General features: G+C 45.3%; 18 protein-coding genes. 5 read left to right on the top strand and 13 right to left on the bottom strand.

The window, feature by feature from the left end:
- A partial coding sequence (locus tag K8R76_09270) for a T9SS type A sorting domain-containing protein (GenBank protein MCD4848369.1) occupies nt 1-490 on the top strand: 490 nt, incomplete at its 5' end.
- A 41-nt stretch (nt 491-531) separates the two neighbouring features.
- Here K8R76_09270 and K8R76_09265 read toward each other — a convergent pair.
- The 10 genes from K8R76_09265 to K8R76_09220 all read right to left on the bottom strand — a co-directional run bounded on the left by K8R76_09265 (nt 532) and on the right by K8R76_09220 (nt 9763).
- Nucleotides 532-1182 carry a hypothetical protein gene (locus K8R76_09265; protein ID MCD4848368.1) on the bottom strand — a complete coding sequence of 217 codons (651 nt, stop codon included), beginning with the start codon at nt 1180-1182 and terminating at the stop codon, nt 532-534.
- A 146-nt stretch (nt 1183-1328) separates the two neighbouring features.
- The gene (locus K8R76_09260; GenBank protein ID MCD4848367.1) at nt 1329-3569 is read right to left on the bottom strand and encodes a PAS domain S-box protein; all 2241 of its coding nucleotides are present in this window, start codon (nt 3567-3569) and stop codon (nt 1329-1331) included.
- Nucleotides 3570-3686: 117 nt separating this feature from the next.
- Nucleotides 3687-4802 carry a hypothetical protein gene (locus tag K8R76_09255; protein MCD4848366.1) on the bottom strand — a complete coding sequence of 372 codons (1116 nt, stop codon included), beginning with the start codon at nt 4800-4802 and terminating at the stop codon, nt 3687-3689.
- Entirely contained in the window at nt 4786-5829 is a 1044-nt protein-coding gene (locus K8R76_09250; protein MCD4848365.1) for a 4Fe-4S dicluster domain-containing protein, read from the bottom strand. Before K8R76_09250 ends, K8R76_09255 begins: the two co-directional genes overlap by 17 nt.
- Nucleotides 5826-7058: an FAD-dependent oxidoreductase gene (locus tag K8R76_09245; protein MCD4848364.1), complete on the bottom strand. Its 1233-nt coding sequence runs from the start codon at nt 7056-7058 to the stop codon at nt 5826-5828. Before K8R76_09245 ends, K8R76_09250 begins: the two co-directional genes overlap by 4 nt.
- Nucleotides 7058-8344, bottom strand: a complete 1287-nt coding sequence (locus K8R76_09240; protein MCD4848363.1) for an FAD-binding protein — start codon at nt 8342-8344, stop codon at nt 7058-7060. Before K8R76_09240 ends, K8R76_09245 begins: the two co-directional genes overlap by 1 nt.
- Nucleotides 8344-8769 (bottom strand): hydrogenase iron-sulfur subunit, encoded by a 426-nt coding sequence (locus K8R76_09235; GenBank protein ID MCD4848362.1) that lies wholly within the window; start codon nt 8767-8769, stop codon nt 8344-8346. Before K8R76_09235 ends, K8R76_09240 begins: the two co-directional genes overlap by 1 nt.
- Nucleotides 8770-8793: 24 nt before the next feature.
- Nucleotides 8794-9018, bottom strand: a complete 225-nt coding sequence (locus K8R76_09230; GenBank protein ID MCD4848361.1) for a sulfurtransferase TusA family protein — start codon at nt 9016-9018, stop codon at nt 8794-8796.
- A 19-nt stretch (nt 9019-9037) separates the two neighbouring features.
- Entirely contained in the window at nt 9038-9391 is a 354-nt protein-coding gene (locus tag K8R76_09225) for a DsrE/DsrF/DrsH-like family protein (protein MCD4848360.1), read from the bottom strand.
- A 12-nt stretch (nt 9392-9403) separates the two neighbouring features.
- Complete coding sequence (locus K8R76_09220; protein MCD4848359.1) at nt 9404-9763, bottom strand: metalloregulator ArsR/SmtB family transcription factor; 360 nt, start codon at nt 9761-9763, stop codon at nt 9404-9406.
- Between the two features lie 273 nt (nt 9764-10036).
- Here K8R76_09220 and K8R76_09215 point away from each other — a divergent pair, with 273 nt between their 5' ends.
- The 3 genes from K8R76_09215 to K8R76_09205 all read left to right on the top strand — a co-directional run bounded on the left by K8R76_09215 (nt 10037) and on the right by K8R76_09205 (nt 13181).
- Nucleotides 10037-12193, top strand: a complete 2157-nt coding sequence (locus K8R76_09215) for a tetratricopeptide repeat protein (protein MCD4848358.1) — start codon at nt 10037-10039, stop codon at nt 12191-12193.
- A gap of 102 nt (nt 12194-12295) precedes the next feature.
- Nucleotides 12296-12751 carry a hypothetical protein gene (locus tag K8R76_09210; protein MCD4848357.1) on the top strand — a complete coding sequence of 152 codons (456 nt, stop codon included), beginning with the start codon at nt 12296-12298 and terminating at the stop codon, nt 12749-12751.
- Between the two features lie 19 nt (nt 12752-12770).
- Complete coding sequence (locus K8R76_09205; protein MCD4848356.1) at nt 12771-13181, top strand: hypothetical protein; 411 nt, start codon at nt 12771-12773, stop codon at nt 13179-13181.
- Nucleotides 13182-13215: 34 nt separating this feature from the next.
- On the opposite strand, the gene K8R76_09200 is transcribed toward K8R76_09205, so the two are convergent.
- Together K8R76_09200 and K8R76_09195 are read right to left on the bottom strand one after the other, a co-directional pair.
- A complete protein-coding gene (locus K8R76_09200) occupies nt 13216-14442 on the bottom strand; it encodes an IS4 family transposase (protein MCD4848355.1) in 1227 nt (408 codons plus the stop codon).
- Nucleotides 14414-14602 carry a hypothetical protein gene (locus K8R76_09195; GenBank protein MCD4848354.1) on the bottom strand — a complete coding sequence of 63 codons (189 nt, stop codon included), beginning with the start codon at nt 14600-14602 and terminating at the stop codon, nt 14414-14416. The genes K8R76_09200 and K8R76_09195 overlap by 29 nt, the downstream gene beginning before the upstream one ends.
- A gap of 90 nt (nt 14603-14692) precedes the next feature.
- Between K8R76_09195 and K8R76_09190 the strand changes: the two genes are divergently transcribed.
- Nucleotides 14693-15052 carry a hypothetical protein gene (locus K8R76_09190; GenBank protein MCD4848353.1) on the top strand — a complete coding sequence of 120 codons (360 nt, stop codon included), beginning with the start codon at nt 14693-14695 and terminating at the stop codon, nt 15050-15052.
- A gap of 67 nt (nt 15053-15119) precedes the next feature.
- Here the strand turns inward: K8R76_09190 and K8R76_09185 are convergent, their stop codons facing one another.
- Nucleotides 15120-15461 carry a nucleotide pyrophosphohydrolase gene (locus tag K8R76_09185; protein ID MCD4848352.1) on the bottom strand — a complete coding sequence of 114 codons (342 nt, stop codon included), beginning with the start codon at nt 15459-15461 and terminating at the stop codon, nt 15120-15122.
- Between the last annotated feature and the right edge of the window lie 578 nt (nt 15462-16039).

Here is a 16039-nt window from a genome sequence, read left to right as displayed (position 1 = left end):
CATAAATTCAGGCGGACTTGTTACAGGCGACTTTCCAGGATTTGCAGATTTTGGAACTGAGGACTTTCACCTGGCAGAGGCTTCGCCTTGCATCAATGCGGGAACTTCCCTTCACACTGATGTTCTTCCGGATCACGATGTGCTCTTTCAATACGTCAGGCATTGTCAGCATGAGGCAAGACCTTATGACGGAATATTCGACATTGGCGCATTTGAATATCAGAACACCGGAATAGGTAATGATTCAAACCTTTCAGGCAGTCCATTCACGCCGATTGTATACAGATCGGGAAGCAGTATCGTATTCAGCAGATTAGAGACCGGGACTTCGATAAGAGTATACGATACCACAGGGAGATTAAGGCACAGTTCAGGTGAAATCGCCGGTGATGAATATTACTGGAATGTGGACAATGTATTGAGCGGAATATATCTGTATCTGATCGAAGGCGACGACGCGAATTCAGGAAAATTCATTGTAATGCGTTGAAAACTGGCGATAGGGGGCGGCGATTGCCGCCCCCTTTAAGATCAATTGATGATCGAGCTGGTCAGGTCGTAAGACATGTAAACGGTTCCGTTCGAATCGGCATTATTAACGATATATCTGACAACACCGGTTCCCCTGGAGAATAGCAGATCGAAGTAGAAATCCGGCTCCTGTGAATCGGAATCTCTGAGGTTGGCGCAGTCGGTATAGGTTCCGGCCGGCACGGTGACAGTATCCGAAACGGAAAGAACTGTTCGCATGATAGTCGGTTCATCGGTATCGGGTATCCAGCCGTCACCAAGAGAAACCGGCAGTTTCATGAAGATCTCATAATCGGTTGATATCGTGTCGTCGTAAAATCTCCACTCGGTATCAGCCTTATGCGCATAGAATGTATCGGTATGTGTGAGTGTTGTGTCCGGTAATATCGTAGTTGTGCTGTCCTGGATTGCATAGAGCTGGAAGCCCCCCTGGTGGGTGGTAACTTCAAGGACTTTTGAAATGCAAGATCCGCTGATGATAGTCGTATCAGCACCAGCTAAGCTGATATATCCGCTCATCGAATAATTCCACTGATTGCCGACCGCCATGGGTAGATAATCCGTATTCCCGCTCGGGCCTGTTGAATCGTCTCCGCAGCCGAAGACGATAAGCAGAGATACTACAGTAAACATTGCTATGAATTTACGCATGTTTCCCCTTCTTCTTAAAGGTTATTTCATTTCATCCGGATTTTCCGAACAGAGCGGTGACTATAGATCAAACAGGGATACTTGTCCAGTAAGTATTCAGGATGAAATTTCAAGAGCTTTATTATGCATGAGGGGTTCAGTGAAATCTACGGGTTTAATATTTCGCGTATACTCGAATCGATTTTTCCGAGTGTATAAGGTTTCATAATGACTCCCGCAAAGCCGTATTCCCTGTAATGAGCCATGACAGGATCCGTGGAATATCCACTTGATACAATCGCCTTTATATCAGGATCGATTTTTCTCAGTTCCTTTATCGTTTCCTTTCCGCCCTTTCCACCAGGGATTGTAAGATCCAGAATAACAAGTTTGAAAGGTTTACCATTTCGCATTGACCTGCAATACTTTTCTATCGCCTCATCTCCATTTTTCGCGCTTTCTATTTCGTATCCGAGGTGTTCAAGCATGCTGGATATAGTAGTTCTGACAATATCCTTGTCGTCCATGATGAGGATCCGTCCCTCATGAGTTTCTGAGTTATGTCTGTCATCATCATTCTTGATTACCTTTTCGGTTGATGCAGGGAGATGTATGATAAAAGCAGTCCCAGTACCGCATCTGCTTTTCACTATGATATTTCCATCATGTTTCCTGATAATCGAGAAAGCGGTTGTAAGACCCAGACCGCTTCCATCCTTTTTAGTTGAATAGAAAGGGTCGAAAATATTCGATATGTGATCCACTGGTATACCACAGCCATAGTCGCTTATCTCAATTCTCACGTATCTGCCAGGATTCAGCTGCATTGCCGTACTTCTATCAATTTCAATATTCCCCGCCTTGATCAATACCTCTCCTCCATCCGGCATGGATTGGTCCGCGTTGATGGTGATATTCTGTATGACCTGGCTGATCTGCCCCTTGTCCGCATTCACCGTCCAGATATCTGAAGGAATGTCATAGGATGCGTTTACATTTGAACCGCTAAGGACGAAATCTGCTGATTGTCTCAGAAGTTCATTAATAGAGAGATTCTCCCTTACAGGTGCTCCTCCCCTCGAAAATGTCAGAAGTTGATGGGTCAGACCGGATGCCTTGTTTGAGGCTTTCTCCGAGTTAGAGAGAATCCTGTGTATATCGCTTCCGGGTTCAACCATTGTCTTTGCGAGAGAGATGTTGCCAAGTATGCCGGTGAGGAAGTTGTTGAAATCGTGTGCTATGCCCCCTGCAAAAATCCCCAGAGATTCCAATCTCTGGGTCTTTTGTCTTTCCTCATCCAGTTTCAGCTGGTCAGAAATATCTCTTCCAATTCCAAGTATGGCATACTCACCCTGATAGGTGATAATCCTGACGGATAGTTCCATATTTCTGATCTGCCCATCCTTCGAGATAATTCTGATCTGATAGACATTTGGGATGTACTTTCCTACAGATCTGTTTCTTTCGTATTTCCCGATTTCCGCCCTGTCATCCGGATGAATCAGCTGCAGAAAATCCAGATCGTACAATTCTTCCTTGCTGTAACCGGTGAATTTGCATATACGGTCATTGACGAAAAGAAGCCTGTTTCCTTTGTAGATGTAGATGCCATCATGACTCTGTTCTACAAGAGAGCGGTATTTTTCCTCGCTCTCAAGCAGAGACTTTTCCGCTTTTCTCCACCTGGAGATGTTCCTTCCAAAACTCAGAGTACCGGCAATTTCTCCGTCCGTGTACAGGGGAATCGTCTGAACAAGAAGAATGTCTTCATTGCCCTTATCATCGACCACTCTGGTTTCATACTCGTTCACGTTTCCATTCAATGTGTCCAGGAATATTTTCTGGATTCGTTCCAGATCATCGGGATGAACAGCAAGTGAGAAATTCATTCCTTTCAAATCTGTGCTTTTATGACCGGAAATTTCTTCGGCATACGAGTTGATAAATACGAAATTCCCTTTCGCATCAAGCTGCCAAATGTACTCTCTTGCATTCTCAACTACAGTTCTGTATTTCAGTTCAGATATCCTGATGACCTCTTCCGCATTTTTCCTTTCGGTGATATCCTGCACGAGAGAAATAATCTGTTCTACAGAGCCGTCCTCTTCTCTGGTACACTTCGATGAGACATTAACAAAAATGATACTGCCATCTTTGCGGATGAGCCGTTTTTCAAGTGAATAACCATCTATGTCACCTGAAAGCATTTGATTGAGTTTAGTTTTATTTATCTGCAGATCATCAGGGTGGGAAATGTCAGACCACTTTATCCTGAGCAGTTCGTCTTTTGTATAGCCGATCATATCACAGAAGAAATCGTTGATTTCAATAATATCTTTATCGGGTGAGACTACCGCCATACCGATCAGACCGAGTTCGAAATATTTCTTGATCTGTTTCTCATTCAATCGAAATGACCCCTGTCGGAGAATTGAACACTCTTTGTTAAAACATAATCTGATAACAAAGCTCGAGTCAAAAGCGTAGAGCGGTATCCAACCTGAATTTTGTACGTTACTGGAAAATTAATCAGTTATATCCAGTAATTCCTGTTCGATGTAAGTCGACATCGGCGGGTCGTCATCCAGGCTTTTTCCGGGTTCATAGTTCAGTGCGGTCTGGACGAGATCGGCTGCTCTGGTAAAGATATCGGATACAGGAATATCAACCGGGCACACATCACTGCATTGTCCGCATGAAACACAGAATGGTGAAATATGCATGAGCCTTCCCAGCTGGAACTGAATTGTTCCCGAAGGTATCCTGATCGCGCCTCTTCGTTTTGCTTCAGCACGGACAAGTTCCGGCGAGTGCTGAGTGCGTGCCGTTTCATAATCACAGAGAACACAATGACAGAGAGGACACACTTCTCTGCAGCCACGGCAGTTGATACATGTAGAGAATAGATCGATTAGTGAATCAAAGCCATCCTCTACCTCGGGTGTTTCCGCAAGAAGGTTCTCTCGGTTGAACTGTCTGATTTTAAGAAGGACAGCAAGAGTTTCCTTCAGGGGTGCTCCAGCTTCCGGAGTGAATGACGAAAGTCCGTCCGCGATGATACGTGCTTTTTCTGTGTGAAGAAAAACTCGGCAATTCTCAGGAGCGATATCAGAAGCAATTACGACGGTCATGTCCACGTAGTTGTCAGGCACGAATTCCGTGCAGGTTCTGCATGCGTTTCTGATATTTTCACTGTGTTCTGAGAGTACTGTTTCTCTGTCCTCCATCAACAGTCTGGATGCCGGGATAACCCCCGGGCACGTACAGCTTATCACGAACAGATTGTCCAGACTTCCCTGTGACTGCTTTGAGGTTTCAACAAATGCTCTGATCTCACACGGTCTCAGAAGAGCAGCAACCGGTTTATGAAGAATCTCAGTAGCGGTGAGTTCTGAAAGAGCTTTAGCTCCCTGTACGGGCATTACCGGGTAGAATGGGAGAACTTCATCGATAAGTTCAGGGTCAGAGATGAGGGAATAACAGAATCTTCCCTCCTGCTTTGTCCGGCGAAGCGCAAAAACCGAGTCTGCCTGACCTGTAACGAGAATATGTTTCAGGATTCTCCTCAATGAGTCCTGTACAGATTCAGCAGATACCAGAATGCTGTCCACGGCGTTTTGGGTCTCAGTCTTCGAAATCATGAAGTTCATCCTTCTGGAATGTATTCAGCGGGAGCGGGGTAAGAGGATCTTTTCCGGCACTATAGCTGAACAGGTCAGTAGTACTGCCGGAAACCATGCTTACAAGCCTTCCGATAGGAATATCCGATGGGCATGCATCCTCACACATACCGCAGGAAACGCATGAAAGACTCATATGTGCCATTCTGCCGATGTGGAAGAGAAGAGTGTTTGTGGAAAGTCTTGCAGCTCCCGCTTTCCGGGAATGTTCAAGATGATCACCGGCCGGTGAGCGCCTGTCCTTCATGTCGATAAAGCAGAGCCGGCAGTAACATATTGGACAGACAGTCCTGCAGTTGCGGCAGCCGATGCATCCGCTGAAGACCTCTGTAAGACCATTCAACCCGCCGTACGCATTCCGGAGATTCTCCCTCTCAGTTTCTTTGATTTTCATTCTCTCTTCGGTCAGGTTGTCTGACCATTTTCTCCAGCCGGATGTATCCTCACCAGATTGTATATCAAGCAATGCAAGGAGGGATTCACCTTTTTCTGTAAGGGGAACGAACATCTCTTCATCAGTATGTAGAGCCAGGCAGATATCTCCGACTGCGGTGAATTCTGTGCACTGTCTGCAAAGCGGGCGGACAGTATCGGGATCTGACCAGTCCGGCTCGGTGATTCCATTTTCACCGTATTCAGAAAGAGGAACGGCTCCGGGACAGTCCATTGTGAGCAGAACGATATTCTCGATATCGATCTGTTCGAGTTTTGACAGTTCGATTGCCGCTCTGGCTTCACAAGGACGAAGAATTGCAAGTATTTTATCTTTGCCTGAAGTTTGAGCGAATGAAGCAAGGGCCTTCGCTCCATGTACAGACATTGTCGGAGGGAGCGGTTCAGTTTTCTCAAGCATCGCAGGATCGGTTATAAGCATCCATGGAAACGAATTACCAGGGCCATTAACAGGAACCATTATCGAATCAACTATTCCATCAGAAAGACAGTTCCTCATGAATTCCATCAAACGAGGAGTAAGTTTCCCCTTCATGTCAGAAGCCCTGTCAACTGATAGCGAATCTGATCAGGGGTGAAGTGCTGAGCCTTTATAGCCCCGGAAGGACATGCCGCGGCACAGTTACCACAGCCTTTGCAGAGTATACTGTTAACAAAACAGATCAGCTTTTCTTCATCGAAGGATACAGCTCCGTAACTGCACACTTCAAGACAGGTCTGGCATCCTCTGCAGAGAGTTTCCGATATGACCGAAGTCTTCGGTTCGGTCTCAACCTCTCTACCCGGAATCAGAGAGGATAAGATTATACCTGCGACGGCTTCCGATTGAGCGACAGTCATCAGAAGATCACATGACCCGCCTGCACAACCTGTAACGTAAACCCCGTCAATGGGAGTTGATACGGGAGCAAGTGAATCGTGTTCCCTTGCCGGGAACCCGTGTTCATCTGTTTCTATTCTCAGCATATCGGCAATTTCTGTGAAACCCGGAGATGAAACGGATTCTTCTGAGTCCCCGGTACTGCAGCCTGTTGCGAGAACAATTGATCCGGCTTGAATATCATCCGGTTCAACCTCGCCTGCGTTCGCTTCCAATTTGACAATGAAGTTTCCGAAAAAACCTACAATTTCATTAATTTCCGTTTCCAGAAGCACAGTTATCTCGCTTCTGTTTTCAACTTTATCTGCAAGGGTTTCAATAAGGGTTTTATTGATTGAGTCTGCTGTTCCGTGTAGAGATGGAGCTTTTTCGATTATAGTAATTCTTCGATCAGCTTCGGCGAGAACGAGTGATGTGGTCATTCCCGCTACTCCGCCTCCGATAACAACAACTTCGGGATTACAGACGATACCTGTTTTTACCAGAGGCTTATGACGTGTAGTTCTGTTGATGGCTCCTCTGATCAGTCGGAGTGCTTTATCGGTGGCAAGATCCTTGTCATTTGTCACCCATGCAACCTGTTCCCTTATGTTGGCCATCTGCATCATGAAGGGGTTAAGGCCCGCTTCCTCACAGATCTCCATAAAGGTTCGTTCATGTTCCCTGGGGGAGCAGGCGGCGACTACGATCCTGTCCAGTTTGTTCTCAACGATTCGCTCTGCAAGATACGCTTTTCCTGCAGGGGAACAGAGCAGGCCGTAGGTTTCGGAAAGAACAACACCATCGATGGTTGAGACTTCCTGAACGATTTTATCGATATCCATCCTGTCGGCGATATTAGGACCGCAGGCACATACAAATACGCCGATTCTGCCGGAAGGCATTATTCCTCCATCCAGCTGGAGGAAGATAAAATCCGACCGACTGCAGCAGCAGCTTTAGTAACGGAAACCGGAATATCCGAAGGTCCGCCGGCACAACCGGCTATCAGGATACCGGGCATGCCGGAAAGGACTGATGAATGTGCAGCATCAGGATTACTGAGGAATCCTTCATCGTTGCTGTTCAACTCAAGCATATTGAGGAATTCAGTTGTTCCAGAAGAGGGCTGCATCGATATTCCAAGTATAACCATCTCGGCGTCAGCAGTGATTTCACCCTTATCCGTATTACATGAGATGTTTATAAGATTATCATTTGATCCGGAACTGATTTCCGGAATTCCGCTATAACGGACAAGGTCAGTATTGATATCCTTCCAGCGTGCATGATATCTGTCCTTTGCGGAATCGGGTGAATACGAACTGTCCAGAAATACCTGGATTTTTGTATCAGGTAACTTCTGTTCGAGATAATGCAGGAATTTCAAGGAGTACATTGTATTTATATGTGAGAAGCTTCCTATTCCGTCAGCATGTACGATAATCGCCACAGAACCAGGCTTTTTTCCATCTTTTGTGGTCAGTTCCCCACTGGTCGGACCGTTCGATGCGTAGTATCTCTCAAATTCCGGCGCAGTGAAGATGCCTGGATTCTTTCCCCATCCGAAGCTTTTTAAATCATCTCCGCCGGAAGGTTTATACCCGGTAGCAAGTATGATGTCAGAAACATTCAGATTGAGTTCGGAGTCCTGGTCTGAGAAATCAATTGCCTCAAAAACGCATGCGGCAGCACATTCATTGCACTCCTCCTGACCATTCCACCGAAGGCAGTGTTCTCTGTCGATCCATGGGACGTTGGGAAGCGCTCCTGCGCAGGGAACTGAAATCGCTTTCCGATCATTCAGATTCTCTTCAAAACTGTTCGGAATGGTAACAGGACACACATTCCAGCACTCAGCGCAACCTATACACGCTACAGGATCCACACATGTTGCTTTTTTGAAGACTTTTACATTGAAATTGCCCTGGGTTCCCTCAATGCTCAGTACATTTCCCATTGTGATCACGTTGATCTGATCATTAACCAGTATATCCTGCTGCAGTGGAGATACCATGCAGGTTGCACATTCCATTGAAGGGAAAATATCCTCACATCGTATGATCCTGCCGCCTATTACAGAGGTATTCTCCACAAGATGAACCTGTCTGCCTGCGGCAGCTAGAAGCAGGGATGCTTTCATACCGGCTACACCGGCTCCTGCTACCAGAACATCCGTTGTACCTGCCACTAAAGGAGTGTTTCCTTCCCGGTAGGATTGGGTCCGATTTCTCTTATCTTCTCAGTGAATTCTTCCACTACCTGACGGAATCGGGGTCCCTCTGAAGCAGATATCCATGAGAGTCGAAGTCTGTCTGCTTCCAGACCCAGACTCTCAACGACCTTCTTCAGAACTGCAAACCTTCTTCGAGCATAGTAGTTGCCCTTGTCGTAGTGACAGTCGCCAGGATGACAACCAGCTATGAGTACTCCATCCGCTCCTCGGAGGAAAGCATCAGTAACCATTTCGGGGTCGACTCTGCTGGAACACATTACTTTAATTGGAACGAGATTCGGAGGCATTTCAAGTCTGCTTGTTCCGGCAAGATCTGCTCCCGCATAGGAGCACCAGTTACAGAGAAATCCGATTATTCTGGGTTCAAAATCATCCATGATGCTTCTCTCTGTATTATCAGGATTTCAGAATTGGATCTGTGCTTTATGTTTTCCGGTGCCATCGTCAGCGCAGAAAAGCAGTATTTTGCCGGTTCTGTCGCACCAGGCTTTAAGATCGTCAGGGAAGGAAGGACAGTCTGCCTGTACTTCGAGCATATCGCCCGGTTCGATCGTTTTCGCTATGATGGCTATCTTCAATATGGGCTGAGGACATTTGAGACCGAGAGCGTCGAGTGTTTGAGTTGCCATTTCTATTTCCTTTCAGTTTTTAGAACGAGAATGTTGTTTTTGCGTCTTTGATATCTGCCATGAAACTAGTTGCTCCGCCAATTTCCAGATCATCTCTGAGGTCTTCCGCGGTAACGTCGTGTACTTCAAGACCGAGTTCGCAAAGCAAGAGTTTGCCACCCAGAGCCGTAACTCCCTCGAGAAGGTCTTTCATGTCAGGCATTCCCTTAGCGGTAATGCTTTCGAGATAGCCGGGCTTGAGTGCCGGAACACCACCCGGTGTGAAGAAGATTACTACATCATCACCTGCGGCAGCAGCGGCAGAAGCCATGATAAAAGCGGGGTACAGATTGCAGTTTTCGCTGCCGTTGCAGATCATCGCGACTTTTCCCATTTGTTACTCCTTTCAGGAGGATTGATCCTGCTGGAGTCGTTTCTCCAGCGCCAGTTTGAACTTTTTTCTTACGTCATCAATGTTTGTTTCAGGCCAGTTCATATTAAGAGCAGTGAATATTGCTTTTATGAGTCCTGGAGTTACAAGGAAGTAGCATCTGTACGCTCCATCCTTTTGAGATCCTACAATACCAGCATTGCGGAGTATTGTAAGGTGCTGGGAAATATTCGGCTGGCGCACTTCGAGTAATTCATGAATAGCAGAAACGCACCGTGGATTCCTGATAAGTTCTTCAAGAATCAGCAAACGGACAGGATGAGCCATTGCTTTAAGTATCTCGGCTTTTGATTCGAACCGGTCCAGGTCAGACATGTACTCCAGTCTCAATTCCCTGCTATTCAATTATAGAATATTCAAAAATTCGAATATGGAATCGTATTCCAAATAGCACTTACTGTCAAGCTCTGTCCACGCTTTCATTATTCTCATTTTTTGCGAGAAGGGTTGATTGTAAATCCAGATTGTCCGATGACAGAAAACTGCCTGGGAGATTAAGCATTAGAAATTGCGGTAGATACCTCGTCAGGCGGATAATAAATTGTTATAAATAGTTAAACCGTTGCATCGACCTTCATGGGAGGATAGATGGACTCACTTCAGGATCTTGAGAAAATCCTTGAGTATGCTGTAGGACAGGAGAGGATAAAACCTCTGCTTGATCTGTCCTTCATGCTCCGCGTTAGAGATAAGTCGAAAATGCGCAGCTTTATCGACGAAGCTCTTGAACTATCACTGGAACACTCTGATCGGAGCGGAGAGTCGAGATCTTACCAGATATTGAGTGTCTATTGGGGTATCACGGGTGATTACGAGAAGTCGCTTGAAAACGCCCTCAAGTCTCTCTTCATCAGCAGGGAAATAGGTGAAACATCCACACTTGCAAGAAGTTATAACAATCTCAGCATTATCTACAGCCGGCTGCATGACAATGATAACTATCTGAAGTATGTGAAGCTGACTCTCGACGCAGCAGAGAAGGCTGGAAATGAGCTTGTCAGATCAACCGCACTTAACAACCTTGCTGTCTACTACCAGGATAAAGAAGATTATGAGAAATCGCTGAAGTACTACCTCGAGTCTCTTTCGATAAGAGAAGACCTTGGGAATCTCGATGAACTGGCTCTTTCACTCATTAACTGCGGTAGTATCTATCTCAAAATGGGAGACAGCGAGAAGACCCTTGAATACATCAACCGGGCCATGCAGATCAGTCTCGATGAGGGAAATCGATTCGTGGAAGCCGCTGCCTCATCAGTCCTTGCCGAGATCGAGTTTGCAGGCGGTAATCTGCAGAAAGCCATTGAATATCTGGACAAGTCTCTGAATATCGCGGTTGAAATGGATGATCCCGATCTTCAACTGCGAATCCTTCAGGATTTCACTGTTTTCTACGAAGATGCTGAACGTTATGAAGAGGCACTTGAATACTACAGACAATACTCCAGGTTGAAAGATGAGATATTCACCGAGAAGAAGAATCAGCATCTGGCTCAGATCCGGGCTGATTTCGAGTTACAGGAAAAGGAGCGCGAAGCTGAAATTTACCGTCTCCGGAATTTAGAACTCCTGGCATCCAAGGAAGCTGCGGAATCGGCAGACAAAGCCAAGGGTGATTTCCTTGCAATGATGAGCCATGAGATACGGACACCTATGAGCATTATACTGGGCATGCTCAAGTTTTTTATGGAGACAGATCTCACTCCTGAGCAGATGGACTATCTTACAAAGGCGCATATTGCCTCTGAATCCCTGCTCGGTATTCTCAACGATATTCTTGATTTTTCTCGAATAGAGGCCGGGAAAATCGAGTTCGAGTCTATACCTTTTAAACCTGCAGTTGTTCTCCGCGAGGCTGTCTCCGTTTTCGAGATGGATATGATCGATAAGGGTCTCCAATTGCGGATCGAGCATGATGAGAAAATACCCCAGATTCTTCTGGGCGATCCACTCAGAATCGGGCAGGTCCTTCGGAACCTCATCTCAAATGCCGCGAAGTTCACCTCAAAAGGTAGTATAACAATGACTTCCTCTATTATTTCCCAAGATGAGTCCTCAATAGAGATAGAGTTTTCAGTAAGAGATACAGGAATCGGCATTAAACCTGAGGTTTATGATTCTCTGTTCGAACCTTTCAGGCAGGCAGAAGGTTACATTACAAGACAATTCGGCGGCACTGGTCTCGGCCTGGCTATCTGCAGGAGACTTGTGGATGGAATGGGGGGTGGTATTCGGGTCGAGAGCACCACTGATATGGGCAGTACCTTCTTCTTCCGGATACCTTTCCTTGTCCCTGATCAGAAACTGCTTGAGATCATGTCTCCAACAGAAGGTGTTCTTCCTGACCTCAGCGGCAACCTGGTGCTGTTCGTTGAGGACATCGATGCTATCAGGGAGATAACCGGACGATTCCTTGATCGGTTGAACGTTGAGCATATTGAGGCTGTCAACGGCAGTGAGGCTTTGAAAAAGATCGAGGAAAATAACTTCGACCTTATCCTGATGGACATACAGATGCCTGTGATGGATGGTCTTAAGGCGACTAAGAAATTGCGCGAAAGGGGAGTTGCCATCCCAATCATTGCAATGACCGGACATGCTATGGATGACCAGCGCGCCATGTGCCTTGAGGCCAGCATGAACGATTTTCTCTTCAAACCCTTTTCGATGCGGGAGCTTCATGTGATGCTGGTGAAATGGCTTCGACCGGAACAATGTACGGAATTTCATACACAGGATCAATAAGCTTACATAATTCTGGAACAATAGATATGGTTGCTGTATAATACATGTATGTAAGTAATCCTGTGAAGGGTTTCAAATGGAAAACAGAAGAACGGAGTTAAGATGAAATTGCTTTCAGCAGCAGCGATGATAATGTTTGCTGTAATCGGCACGGTTCAGGCGTATACCGTAGATGAGATCAATGAACAGATGAACGCTTCTTTCAATCGCGAGACGGGAACATTTGCTGAAGGAGCTTACGAAATTCTCATTGAAGCTCATTCCATGATCGAAGAGACTTTTCAGGAGGAAGCTTCCGATCTGGTTGCTCTCAAAGCCATAGAGATTCTGGACTACCTGGTCAAGTATAATCTGGCGTGCTTTGAGGCTCTTGAGGGAAATATCGAAGAAGCTTTCACATGGCTTCAGGGAGCAGTTGATGCGGGATTTGGAGATCCTGCATGGATTGAGCAGGATGAAGATTTGACCAGCCTTCGGGATGATCCAAGATTCCAGGGAATCCTCGATACTGCGGGAGAGAACAGCCCCGTTGGTTCTGATGGACATGATTGTGATTGATACCGATTAAGGAGATTCTATGGCTGCCAAGATAGAACTGAATCCCGGAGAGAATATTCTGGTTGACACGAAACGGTATTCGCTTCAGGGAAAGAAAATGAAATTTCCTGTTCATACACGTTGCATTGTAACCGATCAGAGGTTCATCTATTTTAATCTGGGAAAGATGGCTCCGTTTCATATGCAATTTGGTTTTCTGATCATGTTGCTTGTAAAGGGTAAACCTGTGAGCCTTCCGCTTGAAGGTTTGAAGGTTGGCAGAGGTTCCTATTTCAAGAATAAAAATGTACTCGAACTGAAAGCCATTGACGGAACTGCTGTCCTGCTTGACAGATTTGAGAAATCTCTGGACTGGTTAAAGGAAGCACTCCTCAGCAACGGGATAGGGCTGTCTCAGATTAGTGAGGAGGAGTGGCAGGTCACTCGCTGAACATTAAATAGTGACAGGCACGAATGTCACTAACTTAAGCCTTTCGATATTGTGATTTATGTGATAGTTCACTGAATTGCGTTCTTGGTTTTGTAAGCAAGCTGTATCCTCTTCCTTGTCTTCGTTTTATAGCTCGTGGTTCTCTTCTGCCGGGTCTTTGCGGCAGCTTATCTCTTGCAATATAAGACAACATGAGACGATAGAGTTGCTCTGCTTGAGCGGATGAGCTGATCAGCATAATCGGTGTCCAGTGGATTATAGTAGCAATGGTGCCCTTGAAGCTTAAGATTCTCCAGGATATTCCATCGAGCTGCGCTGCTTCAAACATGATGATTCTGATGAGATTATATGCGATGACATACATCTGCAGTTCCTTATGAACCATGCCTGGAGACTTGCAGCGGAGTGGGTTCATTCCCATGGAGACTTTGATATCACGAAGGTATAGCTCCGCATTCCACCGTTGCAGATATAGCGCCGCTATGTCTGCGGCTGGATAAAGTATTGGATCAAGCAGGGTTGTAGCCAGAATGATCTTCTTTGTTCTGAAGCCCTGTCTTTTAACTGTGATAGTTATCTCTCTTACTATGAGCCTGTTCGGGAGCTTTATCCATTCTTCTTTTTCAAGCCATTTCGGGCATGTTGAGTTCTTGTGCCACGCGATAATACGGTCATTTTTCGAGATTGTTTCAATAAGATCAAGACCGACAGTCCGCCTCTGATGGTTCCGCATGACACAATCAACATAGTGCTGTTCAAGATAGAAGAAATTCGTGTAGTTGCAGAAATACCTGTCCGCAAGAACAACATCTCCAGGGTTAAGTATATCCCACATGTTCCGGAACAGAGTATTCTCACCGATTGATAACGCGCTTCGGGTTAATGTTATAAGAGCTCCTGTAGCAAGTGAAAACGCCGCCATTATCCTCATGGTGGAAAACCCGCATCCCTTCTTCTGTGATTTAGGTTGAGGATAAAGAACTTGTAGTTCCTCTGTATCCGGCATGGACAGAGATGATCCATCAAAGACTTTTACATCTCTGCCCATCCAAAGATCTTCCGGTTGCCGCATATCATTCAGTTGTTCAATCAGAGAATCATTCACTTCCTCAAGATCGGGTAATCGTAACCTCTGTCGTGCTTTTGTGTATGCAGAGGTATTCTGCGATGCAGTACAGTTCTCCATTGCGATCCATACAAGGAACTGTCTCACCGCTTCCCTGCATGAACCATCAGTTGAAAGTACCTGAAAGAGAAACATCCAGAACACCCGTGAGGGAAAAAAAGAGCCTTTTGCGTCGTGGATGTCCGAACTCTTCCGGTAATCGTATCCATCTTCCGAATACCCTCGTGATCCTGATAATTGAAGAGTTCTGCAGCTGCTTTATCCTTGCATTGAGTCTGTCCGGTGTCCTGTTCATGATCATCCTTTCACGTTATAATATACAAGTATATATACTTGTATATTATAATACATTATACTCCAGTCGCAACCGGGAAGGACAACCTTCATGGAAAGAGATATGACCACAAAAGAACTCATGGATCGATATGAACTGCTGAAACAACAACTTGCAGATACTGATCTTATTATGCAGGGAACTATCCTGGAGAGAATTATCACACGAAACGATCCGAACTCTTCAGATGGAAAGAAAACCTATGGACCATACTATCAGTGGACTTTTAAGAAACTTGGTAAATCAGTAACAGTTAACCTTAGTGCATCACAAGCCGTTGCCTACCAGAAAGCAATTGACAATAACAGGATCGTTGTTGAAACTCTTAACGAAATGCGAAAACTGTCCAACTTCATACTCGAAGCTACTACTGAAGGCGTCAGAAAGAAAAAGAAATACGCATCTGTATGAATAACATTACTATGGGGCTAAGTTAGTGCCATTCGTGCCTGTCACTATTTAATTCGGTATCATTGGATTAGAATTCAGTGTATTTCGCTGCTGACCCCTTTGATTTATTAACAGGATACTTTGCCTCATTGAGATCGAGCTTTCGATTGACGATTTGTTCGATATCAAGTTTCATTTCATGGGCTAGAATGGTTAGAAAAATCGCTATATCAGCAATTTCCTCTCCTATTGCCTTTTTCTGTTTTTCATTGAGATTCCTGGATTCGTCACTTGTCTTCCATAGGAAGTTTTCGAGTAGTTCAGCCGATTCAATTGAGATCGCTTCAGCCAGATTCTTTGGGTCGTGGAACTGCTTCCAGTCGCGCAGATCTCGGAATTCCAGTATTTTTTCTCGCAACCTGTCGAGCATATTTTTCTCCTTCAATTATTGAATCGACAAACCACTACACAATATTTCATAAAACTACTGTTGTGCTTCTTCATAATCAAGTCAAATCGATGGACGTCGGGCTTCTCATGCTCAATCGGAACGGCAGAGTGTTCTTTCTCAGAAAGCCCTGCAACATAGAAGATTTGCACAAGATAATAACTCTTGTTTTTCTGAAGAGGCAATAACAGATCCTGTGGGATTTACTGACCCTTGAACACATTCTTGCGGTCAGGCTGATTCCTGCGGAATCTGTGCGGGGGGGGAAATGCCATTCAGCAGTATTCGACAATTACTTCGGAATTTGACATCAGTCCACAGCTTCAATATTATGTAATTTGAATATAGAGAGTATGTATGTAGTGGTGTTATACATGAACTGCCTCTATGGTAGATTGATCATGAGCGCGGAGAAGAAGGTTCTCCAAAGGAGAATTCGAGGATTTGTAGCAAGGGAAATCATATTTTCTGTCTTTCATTAAGGTAAGAAGTTAACATGAAAAACCAATTCACGAGAATTGCTGAAGTCGTTACAACAGACGAAAAAGCAGCTGTTAGAG

Source organism: Candidatus Aegiribacteria sp. (assembly GCA_021108435.1).
Taxonomy (GTDB): domain Bacteria; phylum Fermentibacterota; class Fermentibacteria; order Fermentibacterales; family JCC-6; genus Aegiribacteria.
Note: the sequence above shows the minus strand (reverse complement) of the source record. Positions and strands in the feature narration are given on the sequence as shown.

Coding starts and splice junctions, on each gene's coding strand:
- K8R76_09185 (MCD4848352.1), bottom strand. CDS start 15,461: ATGCTCGACAGGTTGCGAGAAAAAATACTGGAATTCCGAGATCTGCGC.
- K8R76_09195 (MCD4848354.1), bottom strand. CDS start 14,602: ATGAACAGGACACCGGACAGACTCAATGCAAGGATAAAGCAGCTGCAG.
- K8R76_09245 (MCD4848364.1), bottom strand. CDS start 7,058: ATGCCTTCCGGCAGAATCGGCGTATTTGTATGTGCCTGCGGTCCTAAT.
- K8R76_09265 (MCD4848368.1), bottom strand. CDS start 1,182: ATGCGTAAATTCATAGCAATGTTTACTGTAGTATCTCTGCTTATCGTC.
- K8R76_09255 (MCD4848366.1), bottom strand. CDS start 4,802: ATGATTTCGAAGACTGAGACCCAAAACGCCGTGGACAGCATTCTGGTA.
- K8R76_09215 (MCD4848358.1), top strand. CDS start 10,037: ATGGACTCACTTCAGGATCTTGAGAAAATCCTTGAGTATGCTGTAGGA.
- K8R76_09205 (MCD4848356.1), top strand. CDS start 12,771: ATGGCTGCCAAGATAGAACTGAATCCCGGAGAGAATATTCTGGTTGAC.
- K8R76_09225 (MCD4848360.1), bottom strand. CDS start 9,391: ATGGGAAAAGTCGCGATGATCTGCAACGGCAGCGAAAACTGCAATCTG.
- K8R76_09250 (MCD4848365.1), bottom strand. CDS start 5,829: ATGAAGGGGAAACTTACTCCTCGTTTGATGGAATTCATGAGGAACTGT.
- K8R76_09230 (MCD4848361.1), bottom strand. CDS start 9,018: ATGGCAACTCAAACACTCGACGCTCTCGGTCTCAAATGTCCTCAGCCC.
- K8R76_09200 (MCD4848355.1), bottom strand. CDS start 14,442: ATGTTTCTCTTTCAGGTACTTTCAACTGATGGTTCATGCAGGGAAGCG.
- K8R76_09220 (MCD4848359.1), bottom strand. CDS start 9,763: ATGTCTGACCTGGACCGGTTCGAATCAAAAGCCGAGATACTTAAAGCA.
- K8R76_09210 (MCD4848357.1), top strand. CDS start 12,296: ATGAAATTGCTTTCAGCAGCAGCGATGATAATGTTTGCTGTAATCGGC.
- K8R76_09190 (MCD4848353.1), top strand. CDS start 14,693: ATGGAAAGAGATATGACCACAAAAGAACTCATGGATCGATATGAACTG.